18 protein-coding genes and 1 riboswitch are annotated in these 20,463 nt (G+C 70.8%); of the genes, 5 read left to right on the forward strand and 13 right to left on the reverse strand.

Annotated elements, in window-relative coordinates:
- Nucleotides 1–483: 483 nt before the first annotated feature.
- The 4 genes from cobN to PUT80_RS34355 form a co-directional block, all read right to left on the reverse strand.
- Nucleotides 484–4,089 (reverse strand): cobaltochelatase subunit CobN, encoded by a 3,606-nt coding sequence (gene cobN / locus PUT80_RS34340; protein ID WP_275294639.1) that lies wholly within the window; start codon nucleotides 4,087–4,089, stop codon nucleotides 484–486.
- Nucleotides 4,090–4,141: 52 nt separating this feature from the next.
- A riboswitch (cobalamin riboswitch) is annotated at nucleotides 4,142–4,217 on the reverse strand.
- A 67-nt stretch (nucleotides 4,218–4,284) separates the two neighbouring features.
- Nucleotides 4,285–4,524, reverse strand: a complete 240-nt coding sequence (locus PUT80_RS34345) for a helix-turn-helix transcriptional regulator (RefSeq protein WP_037354504.1) — start codon at nucleotides 4,522–4,524, stop codon at nucleotides 4,285–4,287.
- A 6-nt stretch (nucleotides 4,525–4,530) separates the two neighbouring features.
- Nucleotides 4,531–5,385: an ABC transporter permease gene (locus tag PUT80_RS34350; protein ID WP_037817621.1), complete on the reverse strand. Its 855-nt coding sequence runs from the start codon at nucleotides 5,383–5,385 to the stop codon at nucleotides 4,531–4,533.
- Nucleotides 5,382–6,287, reverse strand: coding sequence for an ABC transporter ATP-binding protein (locus PUT80_RS34355; protein WP_037817620.1), 906 nt, complete (start codon nucleotides 6,285–6,287; stop codon nucleotides 5,382–5,384). The genes PUT80_RS34350 and PUT80_RS34355 overlap by 4 nt, the downstream gene beginning before the upstream one ends.
- A 96-nt stretch (nucleotides 6,288–6,383) precedes the next feature.
- Here PUT80_RS34355 and cobG point away from each other — a divergent pair, with 96 nt between their 5' ends.
- From cobG to PUT80_RS34370, 3 genes are read left to right on the forward strand one after another with little or no spacing between them, the layout of a single operon-like run.
- Nucleotides 6,384–7,508, forward strand: a complete 1,125-nt coding sequence (gene cobG / locus PUT80_RS34360) for a precorrin-3B synthase (protein WP_037817619.1) — start codon at nucleotides 6,384–6,386, stop codon at nucleotides 7,506–7,508.
- On the forward strand, nucleotides 7,505–8,128 hold the full coding sequence (locus PUT80_RS34365) for a precorrin-8X methylmutase (protein WP_037817617.1): 624 nt from the start codon (nucleotides 7,505–7,507) through the stop codon (nucleotides 8,126–8,128). The genes cobG and PUT80_RS34365 overlap by 4 nt, the downstream gene beginning before the upstream one ends.
- The gene (locus PUT80_RS34370) at nucleotides 8,125–9,642 is read left to right on the forward strand and encodes a precorrin-2 C(20)-methyltransferase (protein WP_275294626.1); all 1,518 of its coding nucleotides are present in this window, start codon (nucleotides 8,125–8,127) and stop codon (nucleotides 9,640–9,642) included. Before PUT80_RS34365 ends, PUT80_RS34370 begins: the two co-directional genes overlap by 4 nt.
- Here PUT80_RS34370 and PUT80_RS34375 read toward each other — a convergent pair.
- Complete coding sequence (locus tag PUT80_RS34375; RefSeq protein ID WP_051729372.1) at nucleotides 9,633–10,061, reverse strand: helix-turn-helix domain-containing protein; 429 nt, start codon at nucleotides 10,059–10,061, stop codon at nucleotides 9,633–9,635. The genes PUT80_RS34370 and PUT80_RS34375 overlap by 10 nt on opposite strands.
- Before the next feature lie 47 nt (nucleotides 10,062–10,108).
- Here PUT80_RS34375 and PUT80_RS34380 point away from each other — a divergent pair, with 47 nt between their 5' ends.
- Entirely contained in the window at nucleotides 10,109–10,612 is a 504-nt protein-coding gene (locus PUT80_RS34380) for a hypothetical protein (RefSeq protein ID WP_275294627.1), read from the forward strand.
- Here the strand turns inward: PUT80_RS34380 and PUT80_RS34385 are convergent.
- Entirely contained in the window at nucleotides 10,512–11,300 is a 789-nt protein-coding gene (locus tag PUT80_RS34385) for a helix-turn-helix transcriptional regulator (RefSeq protein WP_051729370.1), read from the reverse strand. The two genes, PUT80_RS34380 and PUT80_RS34385, sit on opposite strands and share 101 nt — an antisense overlap.
- Before the next feature lie 54 nt (nucleotides 11,301–11,354).
- On the opposite strand from PUT80_RS34385, the gene PUT80_RS34390 reads away from it, so the two are divergent.
- Nucleotides 11,355–12,509 (forward strand): MFS transporter, encoded by a 1,155-nt coding sequence (locus PUT80_RS34390; RefSeq protein WP_275294628.1) that lies wholly within the window; start codon nucleotides 11,355–11,357, stop codon nucleotides 12,507–12,509.
- 37 nt (nucleotides 12,510–12,546) lie between these two features.
- On the opposite strand, the gene PUT80_RS34395 is transcribed toward PUT80_RS34390, so the two are convergent.
- From PUT80_RS34395 to PUT80_RS34425, 7 genes are all read right to left on the reverse strand, one after another.
- Entirely contained in the window at nucleotides 12,547–12,858 is a 312-nt protein-coding gene (locus PUT80_RS34395; RefSeq protein WP_343076910.1) for a GNAT family N-acetyltransferase, read from the reverse strand.
- Nucleotides 12,859–12,986: 128 nt separating this feature from the next.
- Nucleotides 12,987–16,082 carry an arabinosyltransferase domain-containing protein gene (locus PUT80_RS34400; RefSeq protein ID WP_275294629.1) on the reverse strand — a complete coding sequence of 1,032 codons (3,096 nt, stop codon included), beginning with the start codon at nucleotides 16,080–16,082 and terminating at the stop codon, nucleotides 12,987–12,989.
- Between the two features lie 18 nt (nucleotides 16,083–16,100).
- On the reverse strand, nucleotides 16,101–16,760 hold the full coding sequence (bluB, locus tag PUT80_RS34405; protein WP_037817604.1) for a 5,6-dimethylbenzimidazole synthase: 660 nt from the start codon (nucleotides 16,758–16,760) through the stop codon (nucleotides 16,101–16,103).
- Between the two features lie 11 nt (nucleotides 16,761–16,771).
- Entirely contained in the window at nucleotides 16,772–17,509 is a 738-nt protein-coding gene (locus PUT80_RS34410) for a cobalt-precorrin-6A reductase (RefSeq protein WP_037817731.1), read from the reverse strand.
- Nucleotides 17,506–18,516 (reverse strand): Gfo/Idh/MocA family oxidoreductase, encoded by a 1,011-nt coding sequence (locus tag PUT80_RS34415; RefSeq protein ID WP_037817602.1) that lies wholly within the window; start codon nucleotides 18,514–18,516, stop codon nucleotides 17,506–17,508. The genes PUT80_RS34410 and PUT80_RS34415 overlap by 4 nt, the downstream gene beginning before the upstream one ends.
- Nucleotides 18,513–19,274, reverse strand: a complete 762-nt coding sequence (gene cobM, locus PUT80_RS34420; RefSeq protein ID WP_037817600.1) for a precorrin-4 C(11)-methyltransferase — start codon at nucleotides 19,272–19,274, stop codon at nucleotides 18,513–18,515. The genes PUT80_RS34415 and cobM overlap by 4 nt, the downstream gene beginning before the upstream one ends.
- Nucleotides 19,271–20,419, reverse strand: coding sequence for a bifunctional cobalt-precorrin-7 (C(5))-methyltransferase/cobalt-precorrin-6B (C(15))-methyltransferase (locus PUT80_RS34425; RefSeq protein ID WP_037817599.1), 1,149 nt, complete (start codon nucleotides 20,417–20,419; stop codon nucleotides 19,271–19,273). The genes cobM and PUT80_RS34425 overlap by 4 nt, the downstream gene beginning before the upstream one ends.
- Between the last annotated feature and the right edge of the window lie 44 nt (nucleotides 20,420–20,463).

The following is a 20,463-nucleotide window of genomic DNA, read 5'->3' on the forward strand; positions in this document are numbered from 1 at the left end:
GTGACGCAACGGTTCCGCGCAAAAGGACGCGGACCGCCGGGGCGAGTGGTCCGCTGGGGAGAGGGGGAGACGGTGACGGTGCGGTTGGACTGGGCAGGCGCGAGCCGGGGGCGCCGGTCGGGGGTCGCGGTGGCTGCTCGGCGGGGGAGGTTCGGTGACTGGTGGCGTGAGCTGTGGTGGTGGCGTGGTTGGGCGGGGCGGGCTTGGCGGTAGGGCGAGGGTCAGGGGGCTGTTCGGCGGACCTTCGCGGGGGTGGGCGGCTGGGGCCGCAGTTGGCCTAGCGGGTGCGGCCGAAAGGGCGTGTGCTGGCGATGGAAGAGGCGTGGGTCGGGGCGTGCCCAGGGCGTCGAACGGCTGGCCAGTGGCGTGGCGAAAGTGCTGTGCGACGGCTGAGGCGGGGAGAGCGCTGGTGGGCCCGCGTCGCGGCAGGAGAAGCGTTGGCACCGGGTTGCGGATCGGCCCGCACCCCGGTGCAACTAGGGCTCAGTCGCTCTCCAGATCGCCTTCCAGCGTCAGGTAAACCTCGCGCATCTGGGCCATCAACTCCGGATGCGGCTCTTCCCACAGACCCCGGTCCGCGGCTTCCGTCAGGCGTTCGATGATTCCCCGCAACGCCCACGGGTTCGCGTCCCGCAGGAACTGCTGGTTTTCCTCGTCCAAAACGTACGACTGCGAGAGCTTCTCGTACATCCAGTCGCCCACCACGCCCGCGGTGGCGTCGAAGCCGAAGAGGTAATCCACGGTTGCCGCGAGTTCGAAGGCACCCTTGTAACCGTGGCGGCGCATCGCGGACAGCCAGCGCGGGTTGACGACCCGGGCGCGGAAGACGCGGGCCGTTTCTTCGCCCAAAGTACGGGTGCGGACGGCGTCGGGGGTGGTGGAGTCGCCGACGTAGGACGCGGGTGCGGAGCCGGTCAGGGCGCGGACGGTGGCGATCATTCCGCCGTGGTACTGGAAATAGTCGTCCGAGTCGGCGATGTCGTGTTCGCGGGTGTCCGTGTTCTTCGCGGCTACCACAATGCGTTTGTACGACGATTCCATGTCCTCGCGGGCAGGGCGGCCGTCCAGATCCCGGCCGTATGCGAAGCCGCCCCAGACCGCATAGACTTCCGCTAAGTCCTTGTCGTCACGCCAGTTTCCGGAGTCCATCAAGGGGAGCAGGCCGGCTCCGTAGGCGCCTGGTTTGGAACCGAAGATGCGGGTCGTGGCGCGGCGGTTGTCGCCGTGGGCGGCCAGGTCTGCGTTGACGTGGGCGCGGACGTAGTTGTCGGCTTCGGGTTCGTCCAGGGACGCGGCCAGGCGGACGGCGTCGTCCAGCAGAGTGATGACGTGCGGGAAGGCGTCGCGGAAGAAGCCGCTGATGCGGACTGTCACGTCGATCCGGGGACGGCCCAGTTCGGACAGCGGGATGGGCTCGATGCCGGTCACCCGACGGGAAGCCTCGTCCCAGACCGGCTGGATGCCCAGCAGCGCCAGGACTTCCGCGGCGTCGTCGCCGGAGGTGCGCATGGCGGAGGTGCCCCACACCGAGAGGCCGACGGATCGCGGCCAGTCACCGGTGTCTTCGCGGTAGCGGCGGAGCAGGGAGTCCGCCAGCGCCTGGCCGGTTTCCCACGCCAGGCGGCTGGGGATGGCCTTCGGGTCGACGGTGTAGAAGTTGCGGCCGGTCGGCAGGACGTTGACCAAGCCGCGCAACGGGGAACCGCTCGGGCCGGCCGGGATGTAGCCGCCGTCGAGGGCGTGCAGGACGGCGTCCACTTCGGACGAGGTGCCTGCCAGGCGGGGGACGATCTCGGTGGCGGCGAAGGTCAGGACGCGGGCGACTTCGGCGTCAAAAGCGCCCAGCACCTCGGTGACCACGGGAGAAACCGAAGCGGGGGACCACGAGTGGGTTTCCATCCGGGAAACCAGCGTGTGCGCTGTCGCCTCGATAGCGTCTACTTCGGACAGCGGGGCGTCCGAGTTTTCCTTCAACCCCAATGCGGAGCGCAGGCCAGGGACGGCGCCTTGCTTGCCGCCCCACATTTGCTGGGCTCGGAGCATCGCCAGCACCAGGTTGACCCGCGCCTCGCCGACCGGGGCCTCGCCCAGGATGTGCAGGCCGTCGCGGATCTGGGCGTCCTTGACCTCGCACAGCCAGCCGTCGATGTGCAGCAGGAAGTCGTCGAACTCCGCGTCGTGCGGGCGTTCCTCGACACCGAGGTCGTGGTCGAGTTTCGCGGCCTGGATGAGGGTCCAGATCTGGGCGCGGATCGCCGGGAGCTTCGCCGGGTCCATCGCGGCGATGTTGGCGTGCTCGTCCAGCAACTGCTCGAGCCGGGCCAGGTCGCCGTAGGACTCGGCGCGGGCCATCGGCGGGACCAGGTGGTCCACGATCGTCGCGTGCGCGCGGCGTTTCGCTTGCGCGCCTTCGCCGGGGTCGTTGATCAGGAACGGGTACACCAACGGCAGATTGCCCAGTACGGCGTCGGGGGCGCAGGCGGCGGAAAGGCCCGCGGTCTTGCCGGGCAGCCATTCCAGCGAACCGTGTTTGCCGAGGTGGACGACGGCGTGCGCGCCGAATTCCTCTTCCAGCCAGCGGTAGGCGGCGAGGTAATGGTGGCTCGGCGGCAGGTCCGGGTTGTGGTAGATCGCGACCGGGTTCTCGCCGAATCCGCGCGGCGGCTGGATCATCAGGATGACGTTGCCGGACTGCAGCGACGCCAGGACGATGTCGCCCTCGGGGTTTGCCGACGTGTCGACATACAGCGAACCCGGTGCGGGGCCCCAGTGTTCTTCCATCGCCTCTCGCAACTCGACCGGCAAGGCAGCGAACCAGGCGCGGTAGCGGGCGGCGGGGACGCGGATCGGGTTGCCGGAGAGCTGTTCTTCGGTGAGCCATTCGGGGTCCTGGCCGCCCGCGGCGATCAGGGCGTGGATCAACGCGTCGCCGTCCGGCTGGTCGGTGCCGGTCGGGTCGACGCCGGGGAAAGCCTCGGGGCCGAGGTCGTAGCCGCGTTCGCGCATGAGGCGCAGGAGTTTGATCGCCGACGCGGGGGTGTCGAGGCCGACGGCGTTGCCGACGCGCGAATGCTTCGTCGGGTACGCGGACAGCATCAGGGCGATCCGCCGGGAAGCGGGCGGGGTGTGGCGGAGCCGGGCGTGCGCGAGAGCGATGCGCGCGACGCGGGAGGCGCGTTCGGCGTCGGCGATGTAGCGGGGGAGGCCGTCGTCGTCGAATTCCTTGAAGGAGAACGGGACGGTGATGATCCGGCCGTCGAACTCGGGTACCGCCATCTGGTTGCCCGCGTCGAGCGGGGACAGGCCGTCGTCGCTGGCGGACCAGGTTTCGCGGTCGCTGGTCAGGCACAACGCCTGCAGCACGGGCACGTCCAGCGCGGCCATCTCCGCGACGTCCCAGGATTCGTCGTCCCCGCCGGCCCCGGCTTCCGACGGACGGGTGCCGCCCGCCGCCAGCACGGTGACCAGCAGGGCGTCGACCTTGCCCAGCTCAGCCATCATCTCCGGCGCGCGCGTGCGCAAGGACGCGGTGTGGATCGGCAACGCCCGCCCGCCCGCGGATTCGACCGCGTCGGCCAGCGCGTGCACGAAACCGGTGTTCCCGGACAGGTGGTGCGCCCGGTAGTAGAGGATCCCGATGACCGGGCCGTCGTTCGAGGAAGCGGGCCGCGAAAGCACGCCCCACGACGGCAGTTCGGCGGGCGGTTCGAAGCCTTCGCCGGTGAGCAGCAGCGTGTCGGACAGGAAGCGGTGCAGCTGCGTGAGGTTCTCCGGACCGCCCTGCGCGAGGTACAGATGCGCTTGCGCGGCGATCCCGGCGGGCGTGGTGGAGAGCTTCATCAGCTCCGCGTCCGGCGTCTGCTCGCCGCCGAGCACGACCACGTGCGCACCCGACGCGCGCAGCGTGTCCAAGCCTTCTTGCCAGGTCCGCGGCGTGCCCAGGATCCGGACGACGACGATCGACACGCCGTCCAGCAGCCCGGGCAGATCGCCGAGGGGAAGCCGGGACGGGTTGCCGAGGCGGTAGTCCGCGCCGCTGGCCCGGGCGCTGAGCAGGTCGGTGTCCGAAGTGGACAGCAGCAGGATCACGGCGTTCCTCACTCGGGGTGTCCGCGCCCCGGGTCGTCGGGCACGCCGGCGGGAGTTCCTGGCTGACGGCGGCCGCGGGGCCGCCGGTCACAGTGGCGGGACCGCCCCGGATTTCCACCGGGTTCCTCCGCGTGCCGACGCGTGTGCGCTCTTACTCTCGCCGGGCGCACCGGCGCCGTCAAGGTGAGCAGACCCTCACGCGGGCTTGCTTTCGTCCCCGATCCGCGGGAAGGGCGCGGTGGAGAAGAGCACCTCCACCGCGACCTCGAAGAACTCCGCGATCCGCAACGCCAGGTACAGGCTCGGGCTGTACTCGCCGCGCTCCAGGTACCCGATGGTCTGGTAGTGCACGCCGAGTGCGTCCGCGAGCTGCCGCCGCGAGATGCCGCGTTCGGCGCGCAGCACCGCGATGCGGTTGTAGACGTTCTCGCTCACCGCGCCTCACACACGCTGAAGTGCCCTTTCCCGTCGCGCCGCCACCGACGACCCCGATTCGCGCCGGGCCATCCGCTTCAGCAGGATCGGGGCCAGCACCAATCCGATCACGGCCCACGCGAGCAGCACCCCCAGGGTCGCCCACGGCCGCCACGACTGCCCGATTTCGACGACGACCGCCTGGTCGGGCAGCAGCGCCGAACGCATGCCGAGGCCGAGCCAGTACATCGGGAAGACCTGCGCGACGTCCTGCAGCCAGACCGGCAGCGCGGTGATCGGGTAGAAGATCCCGGAGATCGCGCCGAGCCCGAGCATCGGCAGCATGACCAGGGCCATCATCCGCGAATCCTGGATCAGCGAGCCGATCGCCGCGCCGATCGGCATGGTCGCGACCAGGCCCGCGGCGAGCACCCACACCAGGTGCAGGATCGAGAAGAACCCGTCCGGGGCCAGCCCCTCGAACAGGAACAGGGACGGCACCAGCATCACGACGATGCCCGCGACCTGCACCATCGAGAACGTCGTGACCTTGCCGATCAGGTAGCCGAGCATCCCGTTCGGCGTCGCCTTGGCGCGCAGCAGCGTGCCGTCCTCGCGGTCGACGATCAGCGCCCCGGCGACGGCGGACAGGCCGTTGAACACGATGCCCGCCCCGATCACGCTCGGCACCGTCGCCGTGCCCAGCGAGAACGACGTGCCGGGCAACTGCGCGCCGCGCATGAAGATCAGCGTGCCGAAGATCATCCCCAGCCAGATGATCTGGCCCAGCAAGTCGTCCCGGTTCGTCCATTGCTGGCGGAATTCGATGAACCCGCGGCGGAGCCCCACCCTCGCCGCGGTTCGCTGCGCCGATACCGTCATCGCGCACCCGCCGAGGTCAGCCCGGACTCCGCGCGCTGCACGAGCGTCAGGTAGGTCTCCTCCAGCGACGCGCGCCGGACCTCCAGGTCGGCGACCGCTTCGCCGTGCTGCTTGAACAACTCGTACACGTACTTCGTCGCCTCCGTGGTCGAGTGCACGAACCGCTGCCCGTCGAGCGTCCAGCGCACTTCGGCCTCGCCCGCGATCTGCCTGCTCAGCTGGTCCGGCGACCCGTCGGCGACGATGTGGCCGCCGCTCAGGATCAGGATCCGGTCGGCGAGCTTCTCGGCCTCGTCGAGGTCGTGCGTGGTGAGCAGGATCGTCGTGTCGTCGTCGGCGAGCCGGTGCACGAGCTCGTGGAAATCGCGGCGCGCCATGGGGTCGAACCCGGCGGTCGGCTCGTCCAGGAACAGCAGTTCGGGGCGGCCGACGATGCCGATCGCCACGTCCAGCCTGCGCCGCTGCCCGCCGGACAGCATCCGGATCTTCTTGCCCGCGTGCTCGGAAAGCCCGACCGCCTCGATCAGCTCGTCGGTGTCCCACGGCCGCCGGATCCGGTCGGTGGAGTACGGCGAGTAGAACGACCCGAGCAGGTCGAGCAGCTCGCGCACGCGCCATTTCCCGTGGTCGCGCCAGGACTGCAGGACGACCCCCAGCCGCGCCCTCCAGTCCTCGCCGCCGCGTGCCGGGTCGGTGCCCAGCACGGACACCTCGCCGGCGGACCGCATGCGGAACCCCTCGAGGATTTCGATCGTCGTGGTCTTGCCCGCCCCGTTCGGGCCGAGCAGACAGAGCACCTCGCCGCGGTGCGCGGTGAACGACGTGCCGTGCAGCACGTCGTTCGCGCCGTACCGCATGCGTAGGCCTTCGACGCGGAGCACGGTGTCCGCTTGATCTCTCATTGGATGACCCCCATCCTGCCTGTGCGATGGAATGTAGCAGATGTACTACATATGATCGCAAGCCTGTTAAAACAGCCGCGGGTTACAGTGAGCGCCATGCCCAGCCCTGCCCGCGTGCGCGCCGACGCCTGCCCTGGAGTCTTCGCGACGCACGACGCGGCGGACGGGCCGCTCGCCAGGGTCCGGCTTCCCGGCGGCGTGGTGACCGCGGATCGGTTGCGCGCGTTGGCAACCTGTGCGGAAGACCTCGGCGACGGCGACGTCCATCTGACCTCGCGAGCGAACGTCCAGTTGCGCGGCGTGCACCGGCAGGGCTTGGCCGGACGGCTGACCGAAGCCGGGCTGCTGCCGTCGCCCAGTCACGAGCGCGTGCGGAACGTGCTGGCCTCGCCGTTGAGCGGGGTGCGGGGCGGGCTCGCGGACGTCCGGGGCCTTTCCGCGACGCTGGATCGTGCGCTGTGCGCGCGGCCGGAACTCGCCGAGCTGCCCGGGCGGTTCCTGTTCGGTTTTGACGACGGGCGCGGCGACGTCGTGGGCACTGACGTGTGTTGGCGTGCGGTGAGTTCGTCGACCGGGGTGGTGCTGCTGGCGGGGGCTGATTCCGGCTGGCTGGTGCCGCGGGACGAGGCGGTGTCCGCGCTGCTCACGGTGGCGGAAACGTTTGCGCGCACGCGCGGTTCGGCATGGCGGATCGGGGAACTGGCCGATCCTTCGGCACTGCTGCCGGACGGTCCGCGGGAAGCGCGCCAGGCACGTCCGACGCGGATCGACCCGACGGTCGGGAGGATCCGGCGCGATGACGGCGGCGAGGCGGTGGGCGTTGCGCCGAGGTTCGGGCAGTTGACGGCCGCTCAGTTGCGCACGCTCGCGGACTTCGGCGACGCCGTGGTCACGCCGTGGCGTTCGGTGCTGCTGCCCGGCGGCGCGGACGTCGAACGCCTGCACGCGGCCGGGCTCTCGACGGATCCGGCGACGGCGGAGCTTAGCGCCTGCGTCGGCGCGCCGGGGTGTGCGAAGTCTCTCGCCGATGTCCGCGCGGACGCGGCGACACTGGTCGCGGACGGGGAGCGGGTGCACGTCTCGGGCTGTGCACGGCGGTGCGGACGACCGTCCGGCGCCCACCGCGACGTTGTCGCCGAACCCGGCGGCTACCGTGTCGACGGACGCTGGACCCCGGCGTCCGAGTTGGCGGATGCGTTGGCGAGAAAGGGACCTTCGTGATCGACTACCTGCGGGACGGGGCCGAGATCTACCGGCACTCGTTCGCCACGATCCGCGAAGAGGCGGACCTGGCGATCCTGCCCGACGACGTCGCGGGCGTCGCGGTCCGGATGATCCACTCCTGCGGCATGGTCGACCTGGTCGACGACCTGCGGTACTCGCTCGACGTGGTCGAGGCGGGCCGCGCCGCGCTGGAGGCGGGCGCGCCGATCCTGTGCGACGCGAAGATGATCGCCAGCGGCATCACGCGCAAACGGCTTCCCGCGGCGAACGACGTCGTGTGCACTTTGGACGACCCCGGCGTGCCCGGGCTGGCCGAACGGCTCGGCACCACGCGGTCGGCCGCCGCGCTGGAACTGTGGCGGGACCGGCTTCCCGGTTCGGTGGTGGCGATCGGCAACGCGCCGACCGCGTTGTTCCGGTTGCTGGAACTGCTGGACGAGGGAGTCGGCGCACCGGCCGCGATCATCGGGGTGCCGGTGGGGTTTGTCGGCGCGGCGGAGTCCAAAGTGGAACTGGCGAAGCGCGCGCCCGCGCCGTACCTGGTCGTGCACGGCCGTCGCGGCGGCAGTGCGATGGCGGTCGGTGCCGTGAACGCGATTGCGAGCGCGGTCGAATGACGGGGCGGCTGTACGGCGTCGGGCTGGGACCCGGCGATCCGGAACTGATGACGGTCAAAGCGGCGCGGCTGATCGGCGAGGCGGACGTCATCGCGTACCACAGCGCGCGGCACGGGCGCAGCATCGCGCGGTCGGTGGCTGAGCCGTATCTGCGCGAGGGGCAGCTGGAAGAGCGGCTCGTCTATCCGGTCACCACCGAGACCACCGACCATCCCGGCGGTTACGAGGGCGCGATCGCCGATTTCTACGAGCTGAGCGCGAAAAAGCTGGCCGAGCATCTCGACGCGGGACGCGACGTGGTGCTGTTGTGCGAAGGCGACCCGTTCTTCTACGGCTCCTACATGTACATGCACGAGCGGCTCGCCGGACGGTTCGAAGCCGAGGTGGTGCCCGGCGTGACGTCGGTGAGCGCGGCGGCGTCGGTGCTCGGCCGTCCGTTGGTGCAGCGCGACGAAGTGCTCACGGTGCTGCCGGGAACGTTGCCAGCGCCCGAATTGGCGCGGCGGCTGGCGGACACCGAGGCGGCGGCGGTGCTGAAACTGGGCCGTACCTTCGGTTCTGTGCGGGAAGCGCTCGCGGAGTCGGGCAAGCTCGACGACGCCTGGTACATCGAGCGGGCGACCTGGGGACAGCAGCGGGTGGAGCCGTTCGCGGACGTCGATCCGGAGTCGGTGCCGTACTTTTCCTTGGCGCTCTTGCCGAGTCCGGCCTACAAGTCGCGAGTGGAGGGTGAGCCCGCGGCTGTTTCTTCGGCTCCGGTTCCGGTGGAAGGCGGCGAGGTCGTGGTCGTCGGGCTCGGTCCGGCCGGGCCGGAGTGGCTGACGCCGGAAGCGTCGGCGGAACTGGCGGCGGCGGACCACATCGTCGGCTACGGGCCGTATGTCGCGCGGGTTCCGCAACGGGCGGGACAGCAGCGGCACGCGTCGGGGAACCGGGTCGAGGCGGACCGGGCGGTCGAGGCGCTGCAGCTGGCTTCGACTGGTGCGCGGGTGGCCGTAGTGTCGTCCGGGGACCCGGGCGTGTTCGCGATGGCTTCGGCGGTGCTGGAACAGGTTTCGGCCGGAAACGGCGCCGGCGCGCGGGTGCGGATCGTGCCCGGGGTGACGGCGGCACAGGCGGCCGCGTCCCGGGTCGGTGCGCCGTTGGGGCACGACTATTGCGTGCTGTCCCTTTCGGACCGGTTGAAGCCGTGGGAGATCATCGAACGCCGCCTCGACGCGGCTGGCGCGGCGGATTTGGTGCTGGCGCTGTACAATCCGGCGTCGCGGACTCGGGTGACGCAGCTGGCGAACGCGCGGGAAGTCCTGCTGCGGCACCGGGATCCGGAGACGCCGGTGGTGGTGGCCCGGGATGTCGGCGGGCCGGAGGAGGACATTCGCGTGACCACGTTGGGCGGGCTTTATCCGTCTACTGTGGACATGCGGTGCCTGCTGATCGTGGGCTCGTCGCGCACGGTGGTGGAGGAAGGCCCGGACGGGCGGTCGATCGTGTGGACGCCGCGGAGTTATTCCTGACCTTCGCGCAGCAGCCGCTCCGCCTCCGCGAGGTGGTGGGTGAGTTCTTTCCGTTGCGCGGCACTGAGTTTCGGTGCGTGCGCGGCGAGGGCTGAGGCGATCGAACCGTCCGCGCGGGTGCGGAACATCTCGCGCGCGGACGGTTCGATCTCCAGCCGCGACTTGCGCCGGTCGGTTTCGTCGGGCCGCACGCGCAGGACGCCCGCGTCCGCCATCCGGTGCGTGATCCGGGAAACGAGGCTCTGCGCCAGCCCGGTCCGGCGCGTCACGTCGCTGATCGTCGCGCCGGGGTTGCGCGAGACGTCCTCGACCACCGCCAGCTCTCCCGCGTTGACCTGGTCCGTGCCGGTGTTCCCGGTGCTGGTCAGGGCGATCTCACGCAGGGTGCGGGCGAGGAGATGCAGGTCGGCGGCGCGCATGGCCCTATTCAATCACTAGTGATACATTCGAGGAAGTATCACTAGTGATGGAGTTGGCGATGGTCGGCGACGTGCTGATCGCGCTCGCGGTCGGGATCCTGATCGTGCGGCAGTTCCAGTGGCGGTCCGCTGAACCGCGGCGGATGCTGGTGATGCCGCTGGCGGTGATCGCGGCAGGGCTGGTTTGCCTCGGTTTCGAGCTGGACGGCGGGTTGCAGCCGGCGGACTGGCTGCTGGCCGGCGAACTCGTGCTGGTCGCGGGCACCGGGACCGCGATGGGGTACGTGACGCGTTTCCGGCGGGCCGGCGGGCTGCAATACCGGCTCACCGGCCCGGGAATCGCGCTGTGGGCGGTGTTTCTCGCGATCCGCATCGGCTCGTTCGCGCTGGCCAGCGTCCTCGGTGCGCAGCTGCTCGACGCGACTGGGCTCATTCTCGTCTCGTTCGGCGTCAACCGGCTCGCGGCGAGTCTCGTGGTGCGTCACCGGATTGTCCACTGTGGAGGTAAAACCCCGGGGTATGCCCCAGGGAACGCCGGAACACGTCGATGAACGCGCTGGTGGTGGCGAATCCGCACAACTGCGCCACCGCGGTGACTGACCGGCCCTCCACCAGCAGCCGCAGGGCGTGGTAGAGCCGCAATTGGGTGCGCCACTGCGGAAACGTCATGCCGGTGTCCGCGCGGAACAGCCGGGTCAGCGTCCGGCCGCTGGCGCCGACCGTGCGGCCCAGTGCTTCCAGGCTGCGTGAGTCGGACGGATCCTCCTCCAGCAACTGGCACACGGCGGCCAGCCGCGGATCGCGCGCGGCGGGCACCTGCACCGGACGCTCCGGGGCGAGGGTGAGCTGGTCGAACAGCACCGCCCGCATCCGCTGGCCTGCCGGGGTCGAGCGGTCGTCGCCGAGTTCGGTGTACGCGATCAGCAGTTCGCGCAGCAGCGGGGTGACCGCGAGGACGGTCGGCTCGGTCACCGGCAACGGGCTCAGTTCCTGCGGAAAGCCGAACAGATGCAGCCGCGTGACGCCGTATGCGCGGTGGGAATGCACGGTTCCCGCCGGAATCCACAGCGCTCGGTGTGCGGGTGCGATCCAGCGCGACCGGTCCGTGTGCACGGCCAGCACGCCGCTGCTGGCGTAGACGATCTGGTGCTCGTCGTGCCAGTGCTCGGCGATGCCCGTGGTGGCCGCCAGGTCGCGGGTGTTCGTGGGCGCGGTCGGCAGGTGGCTGGAAATCGACACAACTCGGCACAATAACGGAATCGCGAAGGCAGGTCCGGGTCCGACGATGATCGAGTGACGACGACCCTTCCCGCTCCGACGCGTCCCGCGCGCTGGCCGATGCCGCTGATGGTGCTCGGCCACGCGGTCGACGACCTCTACCAAGGCGCGGTCCCCGCGCTCGTCCCGTTTCTCGTCGCCGAGCGGCATTACGGCTACCTCGCCGCGGCCGGGATCACAGTGGCCGCGACGTTGCTGTCCTCCGTGGTCCAGCCGCTGTTCGGCGTGCTGACCGACCGGCGGCCGATGCCGTGGCTCGTGCCGGTCGGGATGACGGTCGCCGGCGCCGGGATCGGGCTGTCCGGGCTCGCAGATTCCTACGCGCTGACCTGGCTGGCGATCGCGCTGTCCGTTCTCGGCGTCGCCGCCTATCACCCGGAGTCAGCGCGGATCGCGCGCCGGATCGCCGGGCGCGGGCACGTCGGGATGAGCTGGTTTTCCTTGGGCGGCAACGTCGGTTTCGCGCTCGGGCCGATCGTCGTCACCCCGGTGCTGCAGGCGGGCGGGCTGGGCGCGACGCCGTATCTGGTGTTGCCCGCGCTCGTCGCAGGGGTGGTGATCGCCGCGTTGTTCCGGCGGATGAGCGACGTCCATTCCGCGGCGGGGCACAAGGCACACGCCGGGCGCGACGATTGGCGGCAGTTCGGCTGGCTGACCGTGGTGGTCGTCGGACGCTCCATCGCTGCCTTCTCGCTCAACACCTTCCTCGCCATCTGGGTCGCCCAGCGAACCGGCAGCGTGCTCGCCGGGGAAGTGGCGTTGGTGGTGCTGTTCGGCGTCGGCGCGCTGGGGACCATGCTCGGCGGGGTGCTGGCCGGACGGTGGGGGAGGATCCGGACGGTTTACCTCGCGTATGTCGTGTCAGTGCCCGCGGTCGCCGGGATCGCGCTCTTGCCGGGGTACGGCGTGTTCCCGCTGATCGCGTTGGCGGCGCTGGCGTTGTACGTGCCGTTCTCGCTGCATGTCACGCTCGGCCAGGACTATCTGCCGAACCGCCTCGGGACCGCCAGCGGGGTGACGCTCGGGCTGGCAGTGAGCGTCGGCGGGGTGGCCGCTCCTGCCGTGGGGGCGCTCGCTAACGCGGTCGGGTTGCAGTGGGCGTTGCTGGCGCTGGCGGTGCTGCCCGCGGTGTCGGTGTTCGCGGCGCGGCGGCTGCGGGAGCCGCAGTGAGCGGTCAACCGTGGCGGTGACGCGCAGCCTCGTCGTGTCAGAGATGGCGGTGGAAGCGTCGGCAGCGGTAGACGCGGGTGAACGTGTCCCGCAACTGCTGCTCGCGGGCCGCGTCGGCGTGCAGGAAGGCCCCGGCGACGGTGAATCCCGGGCCAGGGCGAACGGCGCGAGCGGTTTCCTCGCCCCGGGTCCAGGCGTCCACTTCGGTGGCGCCCAGGTCGCGCAGCCGAGGCAGGACGGTCTCCAGCAGGCCGGTCGCGATGCCCTGGGACTGGTGGTCGGGATGCACGGCGATCGTCTCGATGGTCGCGAGCCGGTCCCGCACTGCCGCGTCGAGCACTCCGGTCACCAGCCCGCCGGTGACCGCCGGGCGCAGCCTCGCGTGGCCCTCGACAAGATATTTCGAGGCGTGGCCTGAACTCGAGAGCGCCGAACCGAGCGGTTGTCACGCAACCTTCCCCAAGGCAGCCAACCCGGCTAGCGGGTCGGGTCCTTGCCGTTCGGCTGCGAAGGCCCGGGTCCAGGCGACCACCAGCCCCACACGGTCTTCTCGCCGTGTCGGACCGTCGGCGCCACCCCGGTCGTGTACGGCTCGATCTGCAGCAACTGTCCCCACGACTGGTAGGGCTGCCCGTTCAGATAGCTCGGCACCTCGGGCTCGTCGGCGATCTCCTCGAGCCAGCCGTTCGGGCCGCCGTTGGTGCTGGACGCCCATTTCGCCTCGTCGGCGAGCTGGCCGGCGGTGATGCGGTAGTCCGGCATCGCGGAGATGCCGTCGTGCGAGGTGACCGGGTTCGCGCACGGGTACACGAACGACGCGGGCCAGTCGATGTACACCGATTTGCCCGCGAGCTTGTCGGTGAGCGTGGTGAAGGTCGGCACGCGCGGCGCGGACGCGGCGATCCAGCCGTCCTCGGTGAGGTCGTTGTCCACCATGACGATCCGCACCGACGTGGTCTCCGGCGGCAGGTCGCGCAGGTTGATCCGGGTGTCGTTCCAGCCGCCGGTGCCCGCGCCGGGCGGGAGCGCGAACTGGCCGCGCAGCACGCGCACGCCCTCGGGAGTATTGACGCCGTACTCCAGGCTCACCGACGTGGGACGGCGCGGCTGGCTCGCGGTGGCGACCACGATCTGGCCGTTCTCGGTCCGGTCGGTGAGCGCGTACCAGTCGCTGCGCAGCCGTCCGGCGCGGGTCTGGGTGTCGAGGTAGCTGCTCCACATCGGCACCTGGTCCTGCTTGAACCCGTGCGGCGGCTCGGCCAGCGGGTCCTTGTCGTCGACCGGGCTGGTGTGGAAGCCGGTCCGGATCCGGCCGTTGTCCTGGTCCGGGCTCGGCAGCGGGTTCGGCGGGTTCTGCGTCACCGGTTTCTCCGGCACCGTCCGCTGTTCGGGCTGCGGGTGCAGGATGCTCTTCGCCGCGTCGCGCTCGACCATCACGTGGTCGGACAGGTTGCAGCTCTTGCCGAACAGGTGCCCGATGTTGGCCGCGCCGAGGCTGTAGCTGTCGCGCTGGAAGTAGATCGCCGCGCCCATCGTGTAGATCTCGCCCGCCGCGACCAGGCCGCACACCACGACCAGCGACAGCGAACCGAGCCGCAGCGACCGGCTCCGGCCCTCCTGCTGGGTCAGCGCCGGGCCCGGGCGGTGCGCGCGGATGTTCTCCACGAACGCGTAGATCCCGGCGATCGCGGCGGCCGCGAGCAGGATCGTCGACAGCGGGATGCCGCCGATCGACGGCGCGACGTTCGTCCACGGCACGCCGATCCGCGAGACGAACCAGTACGTGTTCGGCCCGGTCGCGGCGAGCGCGCCGACCACCAGCAGCACGGCGAGGAACGCGGCGCGGTTGCGGTTGGAGCGCAGCACGGTGGAACTGGTCGCGAGCGCGGTGAGCGCCGCCATCGACGCGCCGACCGCGGCGAACGCGCCGAAGTGGTGCGTCCATTTCGTCGGGGTCAGCGCGAGCAGCAGGAAGAACAGCGCGGTGGTGCCGATCAGCCGCCGGCTCGGCCCGAGCGCCGCGCCGGGGATCCGGCCGCGGCGCAGCAGCACCACCAGGCAGGTGACCGTGCAGAGCAGCACGAGCAGCACCGGGAACCGGCGCGGCGCGGAGCCGTCCGGCAGGTTCTCGAACAGCAATTGGTACCGCGCGAGTTCCTGGAACCACGACAGGTTCGGGCCGACCGCGGTGCGGATGCGGGTGGCCTCCTCGACCGTCGCGAACGTCTGGTCGGCGAACATCACCACGAGCACCAGGAAGCCGGACGCGAGAATCGGCGCGAGCATCGGCAGCCAGCCGCTCGCCGACCGCTGCCGGACCAGCTTGAACAGCGGTTTCCCGGCGACCAGGAACGGGGCCACGGCGATCAGCCCGGTCGGCGTCGCGGCGAGGGTGAACGCGGCCGCGGTCAGGCCGAGGCACAGCGGCAGCAGGCGGCGGGTGACCAGCGCGCGTTCGACCGCGCAGATCGCCAGCAGCGACCCGAGCGCGGCGACCGGTTCCGGCCGGACGCCGTTGTTGTAGGGCATCCACCAGACCAGGAACACCGCGGCGGCGGCCCAGCCCGCGGCGCGGCTGCGGCGGACCTGGGTGCCCAGCCGCGGCATCACCTCGCGGCTGATCAGCAGCCAGCTGATCACGCCCAGCAGGTACGAGGGCAGCCGGATCCACGGCGGCACCGTGCTGACGTGCGTCATCAGCTCGTACAGGTGGTAGAACCAGCCGAACGGGGCCTCCGCGACGCCGAACCAGCGGTGGTAGTTCGTGAGGTATCCGGTGGCCTCGGTGACCCGGGCCATGGTGAGGATGTAGCCGTCGTCCGAGGTCACCGGCCCGATGAAGACCCACGCGCCGAGCACGCCGAACACCGTCGCGTCGCGGCCGGTCAGCCGCCACCAGCCGACCGGGGCCCAGCGCGGCGCGCGGCGGGCGAAGCCGGAGTCCATCCGCCAGACCGCGATCAGGCAGCCGAGGAACGACAGCGCGGCGAGGATGCCGACGACGATCTTGAGCGTGGTCGGCGAGGTCTGGTAGCGGGTGTCCGGGACGACCGACACGTGCAGCCCGGCGATCGGGTCGCGCGCCGAGGTGATCGAGGAGTAGATGCCGAGCACGCGCGGCCGGACGTCGCCGGTGGTGTGGAAGATCGGGGTCTTGCCGACCGAGAGCGTCATCTGGGTCGCGTCCGAGTCGAGCGTGACCGTGCAGCCGTCCTGCGGCAGCGGCTGCTGCGCGATCTGCTGGCCCTGGCTGGACGCGAGCAGCACTCCGTTGTCGACGCGCAGTTGCATGCCGACGCCGTTGGCCGCGTGCTTGCCGGTGCGCCCGTCCGGAACGGTCGAGAACAGCAGCGCCGGGCCGTTCGTGCGCGCGTCGAGCGAGCGGATCGTCTCGCAGGGCAGTTCGGCCTTCAGGTCCTGTGCCCAGTACCCGGTCAAGGGCGCGTTGACGGAACGCGTGTCGGAGGCGACGGGCCAGACGACTTCCGCGGTGTCCTGCACGACCGGCAGGAAGGGATAGGCCAGGGCGCACAGCGCCGAAAGCAACCCCAGCACTACGGCAATCGGACGCATTAGAGGAAATCTATTGGGTCAGGGTTGACGCGGTTGCGCGGACCCCTCGTCGCGCGGGGTGAACCGCTCGTGGTGTAACGCGCTGGCCAGGGGCGCGCGGCTGCGCCAGCCGTGCCGCTCCAGGTCGGGAACCTCGGCCAGATTCGTTACCGGTCCTATACAAAGCCAGGCCACCGGCCGGATCCCGGCGGGAATGCCGAGCAGGTCGGCGAGCGCGGGTTCGCGGTAAAAACTCACCCACCCGACGCCGAGCCCTTCCGCGGTCGCGGCGAGCCACAGGTTCTGGATCGCCAGGCAGACCGAGTACAGCCCGGCGTCGGCGATCGCGTGCCGTCCGAGCACCGCCGGGGCGCCGCGCTGCTCGTCGTAGGTGACGACGATGCCGAGGCTCGATTCGCGGATGCCCTCGACCTTGATCCTGGCGAACGTCTCCGCGCGCTCGCCGTCGAGGGACGCGGCGAACACGTCGCGTTCCTCGTGCACGTGGCGGGCGAATTCCTCGCGCGTGGCGGGGTCGCGGACGAGCACGAAGTCCCACGGCTGGCTCATCCCGACGCTCGGCGCGGCGTGCGCGGCCTCGAGCACCCGGGTGAGGACGGCGTCGTCGACCGGTTCGCCGGTGAACTCGGCGCGGACGTCGCGGCGGCGGTGCAGGACTTCGTAAAACATGGCGTTCATTGATTCAGCGTTCATCGGCTGAGCACCCATTCGACGGCGGCGGCTGCGTCTGTGGTTTCCGCGGTTTCCGGAGCGGACGGTCGGGGCGGCCGGCGCACGACGACCACCGGCAGGCCGAGTTCCCGCGCGGCGGTCAGCTTCGCGCCCGTCATCGCGCCGCCGCTGTCCTTGGTGACCAGCACGTCGATGTCGTGTTCGGTCATCAGCGCGCGTTCGCCGTCGAGGCGGTACGGGCCGCGGTCGAGCACCACCTCGTGCCGGCGCGGCAGCGGCTGGCCGGGCGGGTCGACGCAGCGGATCAGGAACCACAGCGGGTCGAGGTCGGCGAACGCGGCCAGGCCCTGGCGGCCGCTGGTGAGGAACACGCGGGTGCCGAGGCCGGGCAGGAGCGCGGCGGCTTCTTCGAGGTCGGCGGCCCAGTGCCAGCGGTCGTCTTCGCTCGGCTGCCAGCCGGGGCGGGCGAGCCGCAGGAGCGGAATGCCGGCGGCTTGCGTGGCGTGGAAAGCGTTGGCACCGATGCGTTCCGCGAACGGATGCGTGGCGTCGACCACTGCCCGGACACCGTTTTCGCGCAGCCAGACCGTAAGGCCGTCGACGCCGCCGAACCCGCCGATCCGCACTTCTCCGACCGGCAGGCGCGGCCGTGTGACGCGTCCGGCCAGCGAGGAGACCACCGGGACGCCGCGTTCGTGCAGCTGTGCGGCGAGGTCGCGGGCTTCCGCGGTGCCGCCCAGGATCAGGACGGTCATCGCCCGTACCCGACGGCCGCGCGCCACCGGTCGAGCGTGCGCATGTTGGCGAGCGTTTCGGCCCAGGTCAGTTCCGGGCCTTGCCGGTCCGCGACATGCGCGGCGACGTAGTCCGCTTCCCGCGCGTAAATCCCTTGGGTGGCTTCGATTTCGATGACCTCCGGCTCGCCGTCCGACGGGGTCAGCACGATCGTCGAAACGCCCGGCGCGCGCAGTTCGTGGATCCACGCGGGCTTCGGCACGTACAGCTGGCCGGCGGTGCCGTAGATCCGGATGTGGTCGTCCTGGGTGAGCAGGTAACCGCAGGACATCTGCGCGATGATGTCGCCGGGCAGCCGCAGCAGGCCCATCGCGAACTCGTCGACGCCGCTTTCGGTGAGCCGTGCCATGCCGGTGACGAGCGTCGGCTCGACCGCAGGGATTCCGGTCGCGGCCTGGGAAACCAGCCGGGCCAGCGAGGTGCAGTAGCAGCCGACGTCGAGGATTCCGCCGCCGCCGAGCGCGGGGTCGCCGAGGCGGGCCGCGTCGTTCGCGTCGGAGTCGAAGCTGAACGTGACGTCCACGGCGCGGACCTCGCCAATCGCCCCGGATTCGATCAGCTCGACCAGCCGTCGCGTCTGCGGGTGCATGCGGTACATGAACGCTTCCATGAGGAAAACGTCGTTGCGCCGCGCGGCATCGATGACTTTCTCCGCGTCGGGCGCGGTGAGCGTGAGCGGTTTCTCGCACAGCACGTGCTTGCCCGCTTCGGCGGCCCGGATCGCCCATTCCTCGTGCTGTGCGTGCGGGGTGGCGACGTAGACCGCGTCGACGTCCGGGTCGGCGAGGAGTTCCTCATAGCTGCCGTACGCCTTCGGGATTTCGTACCTGGTAGCGAAATCCTGCGCCCGCTGGGCCGTGCGCGAGGCCGCCGCAGCGAGTACGCCGTGGCGACTTTGCTCGACGCCCGCGGCGAATTCGGCGGCGATGGTCCCGGTGGCCAGCAGACCCCAGCGCAGTTCGGTCACAACGACTCCGGTTGGCTCGCCCGGTCCCGGGTGCTCGAATACAGGAAACTGTCCGGGAATCCGCCCGCGGCGAGGACCCGGCCGACGAAAATCGTGGCAGCGCGGGTCATTCCGGCGGCCCGTGCTTGACCGGCGATGTCCTTGAGCGTGCCGCGGACCACCGTTTCGCCGGGCTGGCTGGCCAGGGCGACGACGGCGGCCGGACAGTCCTCGCCGTAGTGCCCGGAGAGTTCTTCGGTGACGCGCTCGATATGGTTGATCGCCAGGTGCAGCGCGAGAGTCGTGCCGGTGCGGGCGAAATTCTCCAGCGTTTCGGCGTCCGGCATCGCGGTGGACCTCGCCTGCGCGCGCGTGATCACGAGGCTCTGCCCGATTCCCGGGACGGTCAGTTCGCGGCCGAGCACGGCGGCGGACGCGGCGAACGCCGGAACGCCGGGCACCATCTCGTACGGCACGCCTTCCGGTTCCAGCCGCCGGACCTGTTCCGCGACCGCGCTGTACAGCGACGGGTCTCCGGAACACAGCCGCGCGACGTCCTGCCCGGCTTGATGCGCTTTGATCAGTTTCGCGGTGATCTGGTCGAGGCTGAGGTTCGCGGTGTCGACGCGCTCGGCGTCCGGCGCGCAGTAGGCGAGCAGGTCGGTCGGCGTCATGCTGCCCGGGTACAGGCACACCTGGCAGCGCGCGAGCAGGTCGCGGCCGCGCACGGTGATCAGGTCGGCCGCGCCCGGTCCGGCGCCGATGAAGTAAACGGTCATTTCCAGCTCCACTGCGTGACTGCCCGGGACGGCGTCCATCCGGTGAACCCGCCGAGCGGTTTCGCGTGCTCCACGGAGATCCGTTGCAGTTCCCCGCCGTGCCGGGCGTACGCGGCGGCCAGGATCTGCTCGGCTTCGAGGGTGACACCGTGCGCGACGATCCGGGCGTCGGTTTCGACACACTGGTCGAGGACGCCGGGCACGGTCAGGCCGCCGCCGACGAAGATCGCGTCCGGGCGGGGGAGCCCGGCGAGTGCCTCGGGCGCCGGACCGGTGACCACCTGTAATTCCGGCACGCCAAGGGTGTTGGCGTTGCGCTGGACGCGTTCGGCGCGCGCGGGGTCGCGTTCGATCGCGATGGCGCGGTTCAGCGGGTGCGCGCGGGACCATTCGATGCCGATGCTGCCCGCGCCCGCGCCGACGTCCCACAGGAGTTCGCCCGGAGCCGGGGCGAGGCGGGCGAGGGCGGACGCGCGGAGGTCGCGTTTGGTGAGCTGGCCGTCGTGCTCGAAGGCGTCGTCGGGGAGGCCGACGAGCGGGAGGCCGGGACCCTTGCAGAGCACGGCGAACACAGTGAGCGGGCCGGGGTCGCAGGTCCAGCCGTCGGAGCCGCGCTCGTCGGCCGCGCCGAGGTTTTCCCAGGCGGTAAGGGCGGAATCGCCGTACCCGCGGGCTTTGAGCAACTCGCGCAGTTCTGCTGCGGAGGCACCCAGGACCAGCAGTTTCCGGTTGGGTGCCAGGGCTCGCGCGACGCGGTGGACTGCGCGGCCGACGACTGTCACGACCTCGGTTTCCTCGAACGACCAGCCGAGCCGCGCGCGGGCCAGTGTCGCTGACGAAACCGCAGGGTGGACGTCGAGCGCGTAGCCGCGGTCACGGAGGGTGGTGGCGATGCCGGACAGGTACGGATCGCCGCTGGCCAGCACGCATACCCAGCCGGTTTGCTCGGTCAGGATCCGGTCGAGCGCGGGAAGCAGCGGGCTGGGCCAGGATCGCGTGTGGATGTCTTCGGGCAAGGTCGCGAGCTGCCGTTCCGCGCCGAGCACGACGTCCGCCTGCCGCACGGCGTCGCGGGCCGCGGGGGTGAGCCCGGCCCACCCGTCGGCCCCGATCCCGACCACCGTCAGGCGTGATTCTTCGCGCACGATTTCCCACCCTAAGCGACGGCTTCGCTGTGCGATGATCGGCC

Origin of the sequence: Amycolatopsis sp. La24 (assembly GCF_029087445.1) — a bacterium.
GTDB classification, from domain to species: domain Bacteria; phylum Actinomycetota; class Actinomycetes; order Mycobacteriales; family Pseudonocardiaceae; genus Amycolatopsis; species Amycolatopsis nivea.

Coding starts and splice junctions, on each gene's coding strand:
- PUT80_RS34350 (WP_037817621.1), bottom strand. CDS start 5,385: ATGACGGTATCGGCGCAGCGAACCGCGGCGAGGGTGGGGCTCCGCCGC.
- PUT80_RS34355 (WP_037817620.1), bottom strand. CDS start 6,287: ATGAGAGATCAAGCGGACACCGTGCTCCGCGTCGAAGGCCTACGCATG.
- cobG (WP_037817619.1), top strand. CDS start 6,384: ATGCCCAGCCCTGCCCGCGTGCGCGCCGACGCCTGCCCTGGAGTCTTC.
- PUT80_RS34370 (WP_275294626.1), top strand. CDS start 8,125: ATGACGGGGCGGCTGTACGGCGTCGGGCTGGGACCCGGCGATCCGGAA.
- PUT80_RS34375 (WP_051729372.1), bottom strand. CDS start 10,061: ATGCGCGCCGCCGACCTGCATCTCCTCGCCCGCACCCTGCGTGAGATC.
- PUT80_RS34380 (WP_275294627.1), top strand. CDS start 10,109: ATGGAGTTGGCGATGGTCGGCGACGTGCTGATCGCGCTCGCGGTCGGG.
- PUT80_RS34400 (WP_275294629.1), bottom strand. CDS start 16,082: ATGCGTCCGATTGCCGTAGTGCTGGGGTTGCTTTCGGCGCTGTGCGCC.
- bluB (WP_037817604.1), bottom strand. CDS start 16,760: ATGAACGCCATGTTTTACGAAGTCCTGCACCGCCGCCGCGACGTCCGC.
- PUT80_RS34410 (WP_037817731.1), bottom strand. CDS start 17,509: ATGACCGTCCTGATCCTGGGCGGCACCGCGGAAGCCCGCGACCTCGCC.
- cobM (WP_037817600.1), bottom strand. CDS start 19,274: ATGACCGTTTACTTCATCGGCGCCGGACCGGGCGCGGCCGACCTGATC.